A 15,770-nucleotide genomic window follows, 5' to 3' on the forward strand; every position below is an offset into this window, starting at 1 on the left:
GAAAGATTAAAATTACCAACCTAAAGCTTCTTGTTGCTTTTTAATAAGCTCGGCAATTCCTTTTTCGGCCATTTCTAACATGGCATTGCTTTGAGCACGGGTAAAAGGTTTGTCTTCGGCAGTACCTTGAATTTCAATAAACTCACCTGCTTGTGTCATCACGACATTTAAGTCAGTTTGACAGTTCGAGTCTTCTTCATAACAAAGATCAAGTAATACTTCATCTTGATACATGCCTACAGAAATTGCAGCAACTAAGCCTTTAAGCGGATCTTGCTTAATTTTTTTCTGTGCAAGTAAAACATTCATCGCATCAACCAATGCTACAGCAGCACCAGTGATTGAAGCAGTACGTGTACCACCATCAGCCTGAATGACATCGCAGTCGATCGTAATCGTGTTTTCACCAAGCTTTTTCAAATCAACCATCGCACGTAGGCTACGGCCAATCAGACGTTGGATCTCTTGAGTACGACCAGTTTGTTTGCCACGAGCAGCTTCACGATCACAACGTGAGTGTGTTGAGCGCGGTAACATGCCATATTCTGCTGTTACCCAGCCTTGACCTTGGCCTTTTAGAAAGCGTGGCACTGAGTTATCAATGCTTGCAGTACAAAGGACTTTGGTGTGACCAAATTCGACCAGCACAGAACCTTCAGCATAACGGGTGTAGTTTCGTGTAATTTTCACTTCACGTAATTGGTCTAATGCACGTTGGTCAATACGCATAATCCTTCCTAAATTCTCTTAAATACAAACTTGGGCATAGTATAGCAAAGGATTTTGACAGGTTGAGTTTATTCCCTACTTTCAAATGTAAGTCTGCACTTTTCATGACTTAAAAATAAAAATAGCCCCTTTTTAGGAGCTATTTATTGGTCTATCTATTAGGCAAATTTGAATTTTGCTTTTAATTTTTCTAATGTCTGCATCACTTTTGCAGTGGTGTGGTTTGGTAATGAGCATTTTGCTAAACGCACCCATACACTCCAGAACTGACGCATGAAATTAGCTTCATTGTAGTTAATGCCGTATTCTGCACAGAGTGCCTTAATTTTCGGTGCTACTTCTTTATAGCGGTTGGCAGGCATATCTGGAAATAAATGGTGTTCGATTTGATGGCTTAAATTACCACTCATAAAATGAAGCCATTCTGTACCACTAAAATTACTTGAACCACGAATCTGACGTAAATACCACTCTGCCTTAGTTTCAGTATCGGTATTATCCGGCTCAAACGTTTCTGCATCTTCAGTAAAATGACCATTAAAAATCACAGCAGATGACCACAAGTTACGAATAATATTAGCAACTACATTGCCTGCAAAAACCGGTAAAAACATAGGACCAGAGATCACAGGAAAAAACACATAATCCTTTAAAACTTGGCGTGTTGCTTTTTTACGGACCTTAGCCGCATCTTCCCACACCTGTTTCCAGCTTTTGGTTTTATAAACTAATGCATCTTCAAGATGTAGATTTTGTACACCTACATACCATTCAAAGAAAAACATTAACTGTAGAGCCAGAGGAATATTAAATAGGTGACGAGGTTCCCACTTCTGTTGATCACTTACTCGCAAAATACCATATCCGACATCATGGTCTTTACCGACAATATTGGTATAGGTGTGGTGTACATAGTTGTGTGTTTCACGCCAGTCATCACCAGAGGCAATGGTATCCCAATCATAGGTATTACCATTCAGACTTGGTTCATTTAACCAGTCAAACTGACCGTGCATAACGTTATGACCAAGTTCCATGTTTTCTATAATTTTAGAAATACCCAGTAAACCTGTACCCAATAACCAGACAGGAGGAATCCAGCCACCAAACATCAACATGCCACGTGATGCGATTTCGGTATAGCGAACGAAGTTACGGACTTTATAGATATATTTTGCATCTTGCTCACCAAGGCTTTGCATAACATCTTGACGAATCTGTTCAACACGGCGGCCAAATTCTTCAATTTGCTCAGGTGTTAAATGAGCAGATTTAGAAACGGTAGAAAATTCTAATGCCATATTCATAGGGTTAATCCTCTTTAATTCTTTTTATAGATCAATCGTGACGGGGCTTAATGCCTGACTCACGCATAGTTTAATTGGACGGTTTGGTTGGTCTTCAATTTCACCTGTTAACAGGTTTTGAGTGACTCCGCTCACTTTGGTACAACTGCATTTATTACAAACACCCATACGGCAGCCATGTTGCGGGCGTAGTCCCGCCTGCTCTGCACTGCTCAGTAAATTTGTTTCAGCTAAAAATTCGTGTTGAGCACAGCGGAAAATAACAGGCTGTGCTGCATGTGTACCAGTCACTTGAAGTGGTTGGAAATATTCTTGGTGAAGTTGAGACTGAGCACCTTTTTGCGTATAAATTTCATTCGCCTGCTGCATCATGCCGTGGTGCCCACATATATAGGTCGCAGTCTGCGCAAAATCTGGAACCAGCTTTTGCAGTAAGCTTTCAGTTAAATGCTGCTTTTGCTCGGTGGTATTAAAAAAATGATATTGAAGCTGTGGGTGCTGTTCTGCCAAAGCTTTTAATTCGGCATGAAAAATTTCTGCACGATTAAAATAAATGACATGGATTTGTTCAAGCTGCTGTTTCAAAGCTTGCTGCAAGAGTGAATAAAGTGCAGTAATACCGCTTCCTGAGGCAATTAAAATTGCAGGCTGCTGACCTTGATGCAAAGTAAAATCACCTTGTGGCTGTGAAATCTCAACACACTCGCCTACATGTAATAGTTGAGCTGCACGAGACACTAAGCCTTGTACTTTAATACCTAAAGCGATTTCACCTTGAGTGGTTACTTCAATAATCGAATAGCTACGTTGTTGGTAAACGCCATCGATAAGCAACGTCAATAGAATGCTATGTCCCGCACAAACCTGTTCGAAATTAAAATTACGATTTGGTTTAAGTTTGATCAGCACCATATCGGTATGAAGCGGCTGAACAGCGGTAACTTCTGCAAGTACCCTTTTCCAAGCCCAAGTTGCGTTAATTTTCTGCAAAACAAAATCAACGAAATCTTCTCGAACCCAATGTGGTTGATAGTTAAGTGTTGCGTTCATACGTTCCTCTTTTGTTTCTGGCTATTTATTTGAGTGAACACATGTTCGTATAGTGAACATATGTACACTATATTTATAAGTGTTCACTCAGTCAACACTTGTTCACTATTTTTTTTATGAAAGTTTGCTCTTTTTTGTTAGACTTTGGCTCACGGTTTAAATAGGTTTTTTTAATGTCGATACGGGATGAACGAAAACAGCAAAGTCGTCAGGCACTTCTCGATGCAGCCTTGCATCTGAGCACGTCTGGGCGTTCGTTCAGTAGTATCAGTTTGCGTGAAGTTGCACGTGAAGTGGGTTTAGTGCCAACAGCGTTCTATCGTCATTTTCAAGACATGGATGAACTCGGGAAAGAGTTAGTTGACCAAGTTGCCCTACATTTAAAAAGCGTTTTACATCAACTTGGCCAGAGTTATTTACAGCACAAGTCTGCAAAAACCCAAACCAGTATTGAACTATTTGTGCAGGCAGTGAACCATAGCCCTAAACAGTGGCAATTTATGATTGCTGAACGTTGGGGTGGTTCAGAAACGGTCCGTGCAGCAATTGCTAGAGAAATTGAATTTTTGATTGAAGATCTCACAACAGATCTGACTAAACTCGAAAATTTTAAACATATTCAAAATCCTCAAGACTTAAATGTCTTATCTACCATTTTGACCAATATGTCATTTACATGGGCAATGACGTGGCTCAACCTCGCCAAACAATATCAAGGTGAGCAACTTAAACAGCAACAAACTGCATTTATCGAAAATGCGTCTACACAAGTTCGCTTACTGTTTAGAGGCATTGCTAACTGGGAACGGTAAAACTGGCAAATGACAAAAAACAGGTTATGTGTTAATACGTAAAGAGTGAAAGAAAAAGGCGAAAATTTCGAGAAAAGTCTTTTTCTTTTTACAGGAAGTAAACTATTCGTTAGGCCAAACTGGTGTGGGAATACCTATGAATCTTGATCGTCATACACAGTTTTTGATGCGCAAAGAAAAAATTCTAAGCGTTGCAGAAAAATTGTTACTAGAAAACAATCAGGAAATTACTCTAGATGAATTAGTGGCCGAGCTAGATATTGCAAAAGGTACGCTTTATAAGCACTTTAGAAGTAAAAATGAACTTCTGCTTGAATTGATTATTCAAAATGAAAAACAAATTTTAGAAATTTCTCAAAAATATAATACTGATTTTAAAGAGTATGCACCACGGTACATGCTCCACCATTTGCTCACACCGGGAAAAACGATTTTATTGCATCAACTTGAAGAAAATCTGACGATGACAGAGTCTAAGTTGAAGCATCTTTTTGAAGAGCTTTATGAAGTTCGTCAACAACGTATTCTAGCGATTAAAGATATTACAGAAAGTTATTTAAAATCATTAAATTATGACATGTCGATTCGTGACTATTTATCTTATATCTGGTCACTCACTTACGGTGCATCGTTGCTTTTAAACTCAACTTATTATCAGCGTTCGATTGGTTCTCGCCAAAAATTAATTAATTTATATATTAATCAAGCATTATCACTACCTACCCAAACTACCAATTTTGATGCGCTAAATTTTCAGATTGAAGACGAGAATTCTCAAAATTAATTGAATTATTTCGTGATTATTAACGATAAATTAAATATAAAAATGGGCTTCACATGAAGCCCATTTTTTTGAAGTAAAGCCTAAACAACTTATTTTGCTTTACGTTCTTTCTCAATTAAATAATTAAGAACTTGAGTGACCTTACCATCTTCACCCTGCACAACATATTTACCATTCACGACAACTGCAGGTACGCCTGTTAATTGGTATTGTTGAGCAAGTTTATTTGACTCGGCAACTTTCGCAGTTACTGCAAACGAGTTGTAAGTACTATTAAATTTCTGCTCAGGTACGCCATAACGGGTAAAGAATTTCGCAGCAGAAGCCTGATCAAAAATTTGTTGACCGTTCACTTGAATCGCATGGAACAGTGGTAAATGCGTGCGTTTACGTACACCTAATGCCTCAGATGTATAATACGTACGCGCCCCTTGTTCCCACATTTTATTCATTGCAGCAGGTGTACGAACAAAACGTACATCTTTAGGAATCTGCTTTAACCACGTTTGCATATGCGGTTCAAGTTTGAAACAGTGTGGACATCCATACCAAAAGAACTCTCGAACTTCGATTTTCCCCGGAACTTCCACTTTGCCTGGATTGGCAATCACGGTGTAGTCTTTACCAGCAACAAAATCTGCTGCCATTGCACTACCCGATACGGCCATAATTGCTGCACTCAAACCACCCAAAACCAATTTTTTCATTGTTACAGCTTTTCCTCTAAGTTGTTATGCATTAGCTTATGCCCTAAATATAAAACAAATATGCTAAATTCGTTTTGCTTCTGTGAAGTTTTTTATTGGGTTTATCGCTTTTTTCCCAATAATCGCTACACTAACGGCGAACTACATCAAAAAGATAACCCAAGTTTAGAGGTGACACCATGTCGCAATTGAATGTTGATTTACAAGAAATCGCAAAATTTGAAGCACTTGCTGCCAAATGGTGGGATCAACATTCTGAATTTCGCCCACTTCATCAAATCAATCCTTTACGCTTAAACTGGATTGATGAACGTGCAGGTGGCCTTGCCGGTAAAAAAGTACTTGATGTCGGCTGTGGCGGCGGGATTTTGGCTGAAAGCATGGCACGTCGTGGAGCAGATGTACTGGGCATTGATATGGGTGAAGCGCCTTTAGCTGTAGGCCGTTTGCATGCTCAACAAGAAAATGTTCAAAATATTGAATATCGTCAAATTCCAGTTGAAGAGTTGGCGCAAGAACAAGCAGGCCAATATGATGTGGTCACTTGCATGGAAATGATGGAACACGTTCCAGACCCGGCATCCATTGTAAAAGCATGTCAGACTTTGGTTAAACCCGGTGGCCATGTGTTCTTCTCGACCATCAACCGTAACCCGAAATCTTATTTATTCGCCATTATTGGTGCTGAATATGTGCTGCGCATGCTGCCAAAAGGTACGCATGATTATCACAAGTTTATTCGCCCATCTGAAATGGCACATGATATTCGTAATGCAGGCTTAACGTTAAAAGAAATGACGGGCTTACACTACAACCCAATTACGAAGCGTTATTGGTTAGCGCCAAATGTTGATGTTAACTATATGGTTCATACAGTAAAGACAGGTGCATGATGAAGGCTGTTTTATTTGATTTAGACGGCACGCTCATCGATACGGCTGCCGACTTTATTCGTATTATTCAACAAATGTGCCGTGATGCAAGACGCCCTGTTGTAGAAGCCGATCTTATTCGTACACAAGTGTCTGAAGGTGCCCGTGCGATGGTCAAATTGGTCTACCCAGAGCTGGATGTGACCAATCCAATTTTCTTGGCACATCGACAAAATTTTTTAGATTTGTATGGCAATAATATTGTTGTCGATACTGACCTGTTTGAAGGGATGTATCCACTTTTAGAAGAGTTAGAAGCTCAGCAAATTCCGTGGGGTATTGTCACCAATAAACCACGTGGTTTAAGTGAATCTCTTCTAGAAAAGTTAAACCTGACAGAACGCTGTGCGGTTTTGGTATGTCCTGAAGATGTTTCTAAAACCAAGCCAGACCCGGAACCAATGTATTTGGCTGCAAAGCAGTTAAATATCCCGGCAAATGAAATCATCTATGTGGGGGATCACCCACGTGATATCGATGCAGGCCGCAATGCTGATATGTATACCATCTTGGCAGCTTATGGCTATTTACCTATCGAACATCGGGATGATTTAAACGCTTGGCAAGCCGATTCGATTGTAAATACGGTGACAGAATTACACGAGTTGTTACGTCAAAAGCTTCCTGCTCTACAGGAAAATCAGCGTATGATAAGTTAACACAAGAGTTTTATAAGCTTTTTTAACGGTTACTTATATCAATATAAAAAGAAGGAGGTTTACCAATGAAATATTCAGAATATCAACCTCGTCCGGATCTACTCAAAGATCGAATTATTTTAATCACTGGTGCTGGTGATGGAATTGGGCGAGCTGCGGCCCTCAGTTATGCTTTACATGGTGCAACTGTCGTCTTGCATGGTAGAACCTTAAATAAACTTGAAGTAATTTATGATGAAATTGAAGGTTTAGGCGCACCTCAACCTGCTATTTTACCCCTCCAGCTTTCGAGTGCTTCCGATCGCGATTATGACTTTTTAGTAAGTACACTAGAAAAACAATTTGGTCGTCTGGATGGCATTTTGCATAATGCGGGTATTTTGGGTGAGCGGGTAGAACTTGCACATTATCCAGCAGAAGTATGGGATGATGTGATGGCAGTCAATTTACGTGCACCATTTGCTTTAACCCAAGCTTTATTACCGCTATTACAAAAGTCAGAAAACGCTTCTGTCGTATTTACCAGCTCAGGTGTAGGCCGTGAGGCACGCGCGCTCTGGGGTGCGTATTCTGTCTCGAAAGTCGCGATTGAAGCGGTGAGCAAGATTTTTGCGGCTGAGCATACTTATCCAAATATTCGCTTTAATTGTATTAACCCAGGAGCTACACGTACTGCCATGCGTGCTAAAGCTTATCCTGAAGAAGATCCGAAAACATTACCAACACCGGAGTCCATCATGCCGGCTTATCTTTATTTAATGGGTGAAGATAGCTTAACGCTCAATGGACAAAGTATTGATGCACAGGATTAAATAATTACAGATGAAAAGCTAAAATAATTTATAGCCGATCATCACATCTGGCTTGGCTATACCTGAAAAGATATATACAAGCCTTTTTTATTATTGAGAAAAACGCTGGATTTATCCGTAATTTTAATTGAAGCATTAAATGATCTTCACAGTTTCTCTGCATTTTGCGCGTACAGTATTCAACATGAGAGACATCAGATGTAAACGAGGATGCATCATGAAAAAGTTGTTCACCATCTTAGCCCTTTGCATCACTGTACTGACCACCAGTATGGCAAGCTTTGCTGATCCTCCTTTTGACCGAGGACATGGCCCGAAAGGTCCTAAAGGCGGACCTCGTGGTGAATGGAATGATCGTGGGCATAAATTTGACCGTGACGATAATGGTGATCGTGTTCGCGATGAACGCCGTATGCGTGAGGAACGTGGCTTTGAGCGTCTGAAACAACATCGTTGGCAGCCAGGTTATGTGATGCCACAGCACTATCGTGGTAATGGTTATAAAGTCGACTATAAAGACAATAACTTACCTAAACCCGATCGTAACCAGCAGTGGTACAAAATTAACAATGACTATATTTTAGTCGACACGGACTCTAACAGTATTGTGAGTATTCGCGGTTTCTAAGATAGATAGCTCCTCACTATCGCTTAGTAGGAAAGGATGAAGCTGATCGGCTTTATCCTTTTTTTATTTTTATATCAATATGATATAAAAATTTAAATCTTCTAAATTTCTTCTTATTTCATAGAAAATTTTCACATTTATTATTCTTCGCCTTCACGATTTATCTGTAATTTTTCACTAATCTTCAATTATCGAAATTTAATAGATCATTCGAGGTTTACGATGAAAAAGATAACAACAGCAATTATTCTTTCAATGAGTGGTTTAATCGCAACAACAGCAATGGCTGCGCCTCACGACCATTATCACCACCAAGGATATGAGACAAAAACCGTTAAAGTCATTCATAAAGATGACCATGCGAATATCTGGCGTGCAGGCCAAGTCGTACCGCAACAATACCAACATCCACGTTATGTCATTGACTACCGTTCACACCAGAAATTGTCTAAGCCAGGTCGTTATCAAAAATGGTATAAGGTGAACGGAAATTATGTACTCGTAAATGAGCAAAGCCATAAAATTATTAAAGTAATTCGTTAAGTTCATAAAACATCTAACACCCAAAGCTAATTTGGGTGTTTTTTTATCTAAAACATGCGACTTTGAGCTTTTTTGTTTAGAATCCTCTTTATATCTTTTTGCTGTTGATTCGAGATCGGTATGCCAACTAAGTCTTTAGAGAAATCACATAATAATACCCAGCATTATGTACATTGGTTCCGACATTCAGCACCCTACATCAATGCGCATCGTGATAAAACTTTTGTTTTAATGTTTGGCGGTGAAGCAGTCCGCGATCCTAATTTCGAACATATTATTCACGATATTGCCTTATTACATTCTCTTGGCATCCGTTTAATCTTAGTGCATGGCGCACGTCCACAAATTAATCACAACCTTAAAGAAAAAGGGATTGAAACCCCTTTTTATGATAACTGCCGTATTACTACACGCGAATCTTTAAGCTGTGTCATGAGTGCTGTAGGGTCTATTCGATTAGAAATCGAAGCATTGTTATCTATGGGTTTAGCTAACTCTCCAATGTATGGCGCTCGAATAGATGTCGTATCAGGTAATTTTGTAACCGCTAAACCTTATGGTATTCGTGAAGGAATGGATTTTCAGCTTACAGGCGAAGTTCGTTCAATAGATACAGACGCTATTGAACGTCATCTTGATAACAATAATATTGTTTTACTTGGCCCAACGGGCTATTCAACCACAGGTGAAGTATTTAATTTAAGAGCTGAAGAAGTGGCAACCAAAACTTCGACTTATTTAAAGGCAGATAAATTAATCTTTTTAGGTGAGCAACAAGGTTTACCTAACGAAGATGGGCAATTACTGCGTGAATTAAGCCCACACCAGCTTGATTACTATATTCAACAATACCAAACCACACACCCAACCCTAACCCTACATTTGCAAGAAGCAAAAAAAGCATCTTTATCGGGTGTACATCGTGTCCATCTAATTTCTTATTCTTATGATGGCGCGCTTATTGAAGAACTCTTTACGCGTGATGGTGTGGGTACCATGATTACCGATGCGCATTATGAAGAAGTTCGTATGGCGCATATTCAAGATGTCGGCGGATTAATGAACCTTTTACGCCCATTAGAAGAAGAAGGCATTTTGGTGTATCGCTCACGTGAGCGTTTAGAACAAGAAATTAACCAGTTCGCTGTCATTGAACGAGACGGTATGATTTTGGCTTGCGCTGCCCTTTATCCAATTCCGACTGAGTTTAATGAAACACGTTCAGCAGAAATTGCTTGTGTGGCAGTACACCCAAGTTATCGTAAATCGAACCGTGGCAGCCAAATTCTGCAATTTCTAGAAGAAAAGGCCAAACAACAAGGCATTCGTCAATTGTTCGTTTTAACCACCCGTACCGCGCACTGGTTCTTAGAGCACGGTTTCCATCAGGTGAGTGTGGATGACTTACCAAATGCCCGTCAGGCACTTTATAACTATCAAAGAAATTCTTTAGTCTTTAAAAAATTGCTTCCCTAGACTATGCATTTTTTAAGATATTCTTATTTCAGATAAGCTTAGTCTAAAAAGTACAACCATAAAGGTAATTAATGTATGGTTGTACTTTTTTTAAATCTTTAAATTTTGCTATTTTAATAATTTTTATTTTATTTACATATACTTAAATATCTTTTTATAAATATTATTCTGTTCAATAAATCATTTTTTTGCATAAGTTTATCGCCGAAAGTTTTTAGCTTTTTTTTGCATAAATAAAGACTGAATATTTATTTTTTACGAAATAAAAATCCCTTTAGGGTATCTGCTCATCCAATTATTTTTCTTTTTCTCTTTCGGGGAGCACGAAACCACATGGCACTTTTTAATTCCACTTCATGGGCAAAATATTCAGTCATTGCTGCCAGCCTTGCGGGAGTGATGATGCTAGGTGGTTGTGCCAAAAAAGAGGAGCACACCACGACAACTTTAAATATCGGCTATCAGAAATATGGCATCCTTCCTATTCTAAAAGCACGTGGTGACTTGGAAAAAGCACTCAAAGATCAAGGCGTACAAGTGAAATGGGTCGAGTTTCCTGCGGGACCTCAATTACTTGAAGGCCTAAATGTAGGAAGTGTTTCGTTAGGCGAAGCAGGTGAAGCACCACCTATTTTTGCTCAAGCAGCCAATCCAAATTTAGTCTATGTCGCAAATCAACCTGCTGCACCAAAAGCAGAAGCGTTATTAGTACAAAAAGATTCTCCAATCCAGTCTATTAAAGACTTAAAAGGAAAACGTGTCGCACTGAATAAAGGTTCGAATGTTCACTACCTTTTATTAAAAGTCTTAGAAGCAAATCACTTGAGCTTAAGTGATATTCAACCTGTTTATTTACCACCATCAGATGCGCGTGCAGCCTTTGAAAAAGGAGCTGTCGACGCATGGGTGATTTGGGATCCGTTCTTTGCAGCAGCTGAACATCAAATTCAGGCCCGCGTTCTGGCAACAGGTGAAAACTTGGTAAGCAATCATCAGTTCTACTTAGCTGATCGTAAATTTGCAGAAAATAATCCAAAAGTTCTGAACACGGTTGTACAAACGCTAAACCAGACAACTGAATGGGTCAGCACACACCAAGATGAGGCTGCCAAGTTACTCGAAAAACCTACGGCACTTGAGTTTGATGTACTCAAAACATCCATTTCACGTATGGGTTTTGGAGTTCAGCCAATATCTGACAAGGTAGCTCAAGAACAACAATATGTAGCTGATGCCTTCTACGCGCAAAAGCTCATTCCCAACAAGCTCACCATTCAAGAAGCCATTTTAAAACTGAAATAAACCCAGCTTGGGCACAGCTTAAATAACGATATAAATGCTGTGCCTTGTGTTAAGGGAACAAGGATATCAATATGCAACATCAGTCATTATTTAATAAGAGTCAGTGGACTCAGTTAGTTAAGCGCTTTAGCGCGGTCGCTGTATTAGGTTTAACAATCGCAGCACCTGCTTGGGCAATTGACCCAACAGTGAAAGAACTTCGTATTGGTTTTCAAAAAAGTTCGATTAACTTCGCGATTGCCAAACAGCAGAAACTATTTGAACAAGAATTTCCAAATGCCAAAATCACTTGGAATGAGTTCCCCGCTGGCCCTCAAATTTTAGAAGCCTTAGCTGTTGGCTCACTCGATGTTGGCGTTACTGGAGACACGCCCCCGGTCTACGCTCAAGCCGCTGGCAAGCCTTTATATTACATTGCTTATGAAGCAGCCAAACCATTGGCCTCAGCAATTTTAGTTCCCAAAAACTCACAACTAAAACAGCTTAAGGACCTAAAAGGTAAACGTATTGCGCTACAGAAAGGTTCTAGCTCACATTACCTACTTGTACAGGCCGTACGTAAAGCAGGCTTAAAATGGAGCGACATTACCCCAATTTGGCTCACACCTGCCGATGCTCGCGCTGCATTCCAAAAGGGTGCTGTTGATGCATGGGCAATATGGGATCCGTACTACGCTTCAGCACAACTAGAAGACCAAGCTCGTGTTCTTGCATCTGGTAAAGGCCTAAGCCCGAACTATACCTTTTACTTAGCCGCTCCAAATTTTGTTAAGCAATATCCAAAAGCTGTTCCAGGACTCATCAAACAGATCAATCAAGCTGACAAATGGGTTCAAAGCCATCAAGCAGAAACTGCAAGTGCGATTGGCCAAAGTACAGGCCTAAAACCTGCGACCAGTGACTTATTTATTAAACGCCGTCCACGTCCATCATCGGCAGCTCCACTTAACAGCAAAGTCATTGCTGAACAACAGCAGCTTGCAGACATCTTTACTCAACAAGGCATCATCCCTAAACCAATCAGCATTAAACAAGCTGTTTGGGGTGCCAAGTAATTTCAATAGATATATAGGTAATGCACATGAAAATTTTCTGGTTTATTCCTACCCACGGTGATAGTCGCTATTTAGGTACAAGTAAAGGCGCTCGTCAGGTTGACCATGCCTATATGAAGCAAATTGCTGTGGCAGTAGATAACTTGGGTTACGAAGGTGTACTTATTCCAACGGGCCGTTCATGTGAAGACCCATGGATTACGGCGGCAAGCCTAATTGATGCAACTCAACACCTTAAGTTTTTAGTTGCATTACGTCCAGGGGTAACAACACCAGCGTTGGCAGCTCGTATGGCTGCAACATTTGACCGCTTGTCGAATGGTCGTGTTCTACTCAACTTAGTGACTGGTGGTGATGAAGCAGAACTACGTGGGGATGGTTTATATGAAGATCACTCAACGCGTTATCAAACAGCCAATGAATACGTAAAAATCTGGCGTGAAATTTTGACGCGTTCACATACGGGTGAAGCTTTTACATTCCACGGTGAACGCTTACAAGTAGATGATGCAAAGCTACTTTATCCACCTGTTCAAAAGCCTTATCCACCTCTTTGGTTCGGTGGTTCTTCAGATGTTGCTGTTGAACTCGCGGCTGAGCAAGTCGATACCTACCTGACTTGGGGTGAACCACCAGCAGCCGTGAAAGAAAAGATCGAACATGTTCGTGCTAAAGCGGAGGCTAAGGGCCGTAAATTAACTTATGGCATTCGTTTGCATGTCATTGTTCGTGAAACCAATGAACAAGCATGGGCAGCAGCTAACGAGCTTATCCAATATCTGGATGATGCAACTATTGCTGCAGCACAGAAAAAATTTGCACAAATGGACTCAGTGGGTCAGCAACGTATGGCTGCTCTACACGGCGGTAATCGAGACAAACTTGAAGTATCCCCAAATCTTTGGGCAGGTATCGGTCTAGTCCGCGGTGGTGCAGGTACAGCACTTGTCGGCGATCCTGAAACCGTTGCTGCACGTATTCAAGAATATGCGGATTTAGGTATCGATACCTTTATTTTCTCAGGCTATCCACACCTTGAAGAGTCAATCCGTTTTGCAGAGTTAGTATTCCCATTATTACCAATCGAGACCCGAGCTAAACTTGCTCAGCCAAACTTAACTGGTCCATTCGGTGAAATCATTGCCAACAACTATGTTCCAGACGAGAAGAAACAAAATAGTTCCGTCAAGGAGCCTGCATGAGCAAAGATATAAATATTGTTTCACGTGGAACGAAGCAAGTCGGGCAGCGTCTGCTGCCTTGGATTTTCCCGATTGTTCTATTGGTTGTTTGGCAAATTGCATCGAGTTCAGGCCTTTTAGAAAATCGTATTCTGCCGGCTCCTACGGCTGTCGTTTCTGCTTTTTGGCATCTACTCATTAGCGGCGAGCTTTGGCAACACGTTAAAGTCAGTGCAGGACGAGCCTTACTCGGACTATTTATTGGTGGTGGTTTAGGTTTGCTATTGGGTCTGCTCAATGGGTCTTCACGTTTCGCCTCTACCCTGCTCGATACAACCTTGCAAATGATTCGTAACATCCCAGCATTAGCACTTATTCCACTGGTTATCTTGTGGTTCGGTATTGATGAAACAGCCAAATTATTTTTGGTGGCGGTCGGAGTCTTCTTCCCTATTTATATCAACACCTATCACGGTATCCGTTCAGTCGATCCACAATTAATTGAGATGGGTAAAAGCTATGGTCTTTCACGTTGGCAGCTTTACAAAGAAATTATTCTACCGGGTGCGATGCCCTCGATTTTAGTTGGTTTACGTTTTGCTTTAGGTCTGGTTTGGGTGCTGCTCATTGTAGCTGAGACTATTTCAGCACAAGCAGGTATTGGCTATATGACTATGAATGCACGAGAATTTTTGCAAACAGATGTAGTTCTGGTCGGTATTCTTCTTTATGCCCTATTAGGCAAATTAGCCGATGTTCTAGCGCAACTTTTAGAACGTTATTTACTACGCTGGCATGCCGGTTATCAAAAATAAAGGAGCTTAGAATATGACAAATCTGAATTTAAATATTAATCAGAATGACGTAGAGCTCATTCCAGAAAACCATCCAGAGTTACAAGAACCTGTGGTAGGCGCAGAGATTCTGATTGAACAGCTTTATAAGTTTTATGGTGAAGTTAAAGTTCTTGAAGATCTTAACCTTCATATTCAACCGGGCGAATTTTTAGCTATTGTTGGTCGTAGTGGCTGCGGTAAAAGTACTTTATTGCGCTTAATTGCCCAACTTGAAAAAGCCAGTTTTGGAGAAATCAAATTTAAATCTGCCCGACATTTGCGTGAAGGTATTACTAACGATGACATACGGGTTATGTTTCAAGACCCACGGTTACTGCCTTGGAGAAATATTCTTCAGAACGTTCAACTTGGGCTACCAAAATCGCAACATGCTTTGGCAGAAGAATTATTAGAGAAAGTAGGTTTAAAAGAAAAAGCGGGACAATGGCCTTCACAGCTCTCAGGTGGTCAACGACAACGTACAGCCCTAGCCCGTGCGTTATCTCATACTCCCCGTATTTTATTGTTAGATGAACCTTTGGGTGCATTAGACGCGTTAACTCGTCTTGAGATGCAAAGCTTGATTGAACGTTTATGGAAAGAGCAAGGTTTTACTGCCATTTTAGTCACACACGATGTAAGTGAAGCTGTGCAACTGGCTGACCGCATTATATTGTTAGATAAAGGTCAGATTGCTCAAAGTTTTCAAGTTAATTTGCCGCGTCCACGGAAAAAGAGCATTACTTTTGCTCAGCTTGAACAACAAGTACTCGATGCCGTTTTAGCCACTTAAGGTTGAGATGAGTAATGAGAACCATTCAACCGAAAAATGCCCAATTAACGAGCAATAAAACTGATGATTTATTGCTCTTTTTTAGGGCAAAGATTAAAAAATATTTTTAAGAATAACAATAAACTAGTGAATCTCTCTATTTTTTGCACAATAGTATATCTATT

General features: G+C 40.3%; 17 protein-coding genes. 13 read left to right on the top strand and 4 right to left on the bottom strand.

The window, feature by feature from the left end; genetic code table 11:
- Window positions 1-12: 12 nt before the first annotated feature.
- From rph to MKL36_RS18735, 3 genes are all read right to left on the bottom strand, one after another.
- A complete protein-coding gene (gene rph / locus MKL36_RS18725; protein ID WP_001217232.1) occupies window positions 13-729 on the bottom strand; it encodes a ribonuclease PH in 717 nt (238 codons plus the stop codon).
- Between the two features lie 158 nt (window positions 730-887).
- Window positions 888-2,030, bottom strand: coding sequence for a fatty acid desaturase family protein (locus MKL36_RS18730; protein WP_147506181.1), 1,143 nt, complete (start codon window positions 2,028-2,030; stop codon window positions 888-890).
- A 30-nt stretch (window positions 2,031-2,060) separates the two neighbouring features.
- Window positions 2,061-3,086, bottom strand: coding sequence for a ferredoxin reductase (locus MKL36_RS18735; RefSeq protein ID WP_002123339.1), 1,026 nt, complete (start codon window positions 3,084-3,086; stop codon window positions 2,061-2,063).
- A 173-nt stretch (window positions 3,087-3,259) separates the two neighbouring features.
- Here MKL36_RS18735 and MKL36_RS18740 point away from each other — a divergent pair, with 173 nt between their 5' ends.
- On the top strand, window positions 3,260-3,898 hold the full coding sequence (locus MKL36_RS18740) for a TetR family transcriptional regulator (protein ID WP_000027529.1): 639 nt from the start codon (window positions 3,260-3,262) through the stop codon (window positions 3,896-3,898).
- Window positions 3,899-4,034: 136 nt separating this feature from the next.
- Window positions 4,035-4,682 carry a TetR/AcrR family transcriptional regulator gene (locus MKL36_RS18745; protein WP_001047027.1) on the top strand — a complete coding sequence of 216 codons (648 nt, stop codon included), beginning with the start codon at window positions 4,035-4,037 and terminating at the stop codon, window positions 4,680-4,682.
- 89 nt (window positions 4,683-4,771) lie between these two features.
- On the opposite strand, the gene MKL36_RS18750 is transcribed toward MKL36_RS18745, so the two are convergent.
- Window positions 4,772-5,389 (bottom strand): thiol:disulfide interchange protein DsbA/DsbL, encoded by a 618-nt coding sequence (locus MKL36_RS18750; protein WP_002120747.1) that lies wholly within the window; start codon window positions 5,387-5,389, stop codon window positions 4,772-4,774.
- 179 nt (window positions 5,390-5,568) lie between these two features.
- On the opposite strand from MKL36_RS18750, the gene ubiG reads away from it, so the two are divergent.
- The 11 genes from ubiG (at window position 5,569) to MKL36_RS18805 (ending at window position 15,606) form a co-directional block, all read left to right on the top strand.
- The gene (ubiG, locus tag MKL36_RS18755; protein WP_000080759.1) at window positions 5,569-6,282 is read left to right on the top strand and encodes a bifunctional 2-polyprenyl-6-hydroxyphenol methylase/3-demethylubiquinol 3-O-methyltransferase UbiG; all 714 of its coding nucleotides are present in this window, start codon (window positions 5,569-5,571) and stop codon (window positions 6,280-6,282) included.
- The gene (locus MKL36_RS18760) at window positions 6,279-6,980 is read left to right on the top strand and encodes an HAD family hydrolase (RefSeq protein WP_000973871.1); all 702 of its coding nucleotides are present in this window, start codon (window positions 6,279-6,281) and stop codon (window positions 6,978-6,980) included. The genes ubiG and MKL36_RS18760 overlap by 4 nt, the downstream gene beginning before the upstream one ends.
- A 65-nt stretch (window positions 6,981-7,045) precedes the next feature.
- Window positions 7,046-7,792: a YciK family oxidoreductase gene (locus MKL36_RS18765; RefSeq protein WP_000877608.1), complete on the top strand. Its 747-nt coding sequence runs from the start codon at window positions 7,046-7,048 to the stop codon at window positions 7,790-7,792.
- 217 nt (window positions 7,793-8,009) lie between these two features.
- Window positions 8,010-8,420 (top strand): RcnB family protein, encoded by a 411-nt coding sequence (locus MKL36_RS18770; RefSeq protein ID WP_000732887.1) that lies wholly within the window; start codon window positions 8,010-8,012, stop codon window positions 8,418-8,420.
- Between the two features lie 222 nt (window positions 8,421-8,642).
- On the top strand, window positions 8,643-8,963 hold the full coding sequence (locus MKL36_RS18775) for an RcnB family protein (protein ID WP_071217740.1): 321 nt from the start codon (window positions 8,643-8,645) through the stop codon (window positions 8,961-8,963).
- Window positions 8,964-9,083: 120 nt separating this feature from the next.
- Entirely contained in the window at window positions 9,084-10,439 is a 1,356-nt protein-coding gene (argA, locus tag MKL36_RS18780) for an amino-acid N-acetyltransferase (RefSeq protein WP_086374040.1), read from the top strand.
- 333 nt (window positions 10,440-10,772) lie between these two features.
- Window positions 10,773-11,741: a sulfonate ABC transporter substrate-binding protein gene (locus MKL36_RS18785; protein ID WP_001173275.1), complete on the top strand. Its 969-nt coding sequence runs from the start codon at window positions 10,773-10,775 to the stop codon at window positions 11,739-11,741.
- Between the two features lie 71 nt (window positions 11,742-11,812).
- Window positions 11,813-12,796, top strand: a complete 984-nt coding sequence (locus MKL36_RS18790; protein ID WP_001164677.1) for a sulfonate ABC transporter substrate-binding protein — start codon at window positions 11,813-11,815, stop codon at window positions 12,794-12,796.
- Window positions 12,797-12,822: 26 nt separating this feature from the next.
- On the top strand, window positions 12,823-13,998 hold the full coding sequence (ssuD, locus tag MKL36_RS18795) for an FMNH2-dependent alkanesulfonate monooxygenase (protein ID WP_000689552.1): 1,176 nt from the start codon (window positions 12,823-12,825) through the stop codon (window positions 13,996-13,998).
- The gene (gene ssuC, locus MKL36_RS18800) at window positions 13,995-14,792 is read left to right on the top strand and encodes an aliphatic sulfonate ABC transporter permease SsuC (protein WP_000031022.1); all 798 of its coding nucleotides are present in this window, start codon (window positions 13,995-13,997) and stop codon (window positions 14,790-14,792) included. Before ssuD ends, ssuC begins: the two co-directional genes overlap by 4 nt.
- Before the next feature lie 13 nt (window positions 14,793-14,805).
- Window positions 14,806-15,606 (top strand): ABC transporter ATP-binding protein, encoded by an 801-nt coding sequence (locus tag MKL36_RS18805; RefSeq protein ID WP_000183283.1) that lies wholly within the window; start codon window positions 14,806-14,808, stop codon window positions 15,604-15,606.
- Window positions 15,607-15,770 lie beyond the last annotated feature (164 nt).

It is taken from the genome of Acinetobacter sp. AOR12_HL, from assembly GCF_027855275.1.
Classification (GTDB): domain Bacteria; phylum Pseudomonadota; class Gammaproteobacteria; order Pseudomonadales; family Moraxellaceae; genus Acinetobacter; species Acinetobacter baumannii.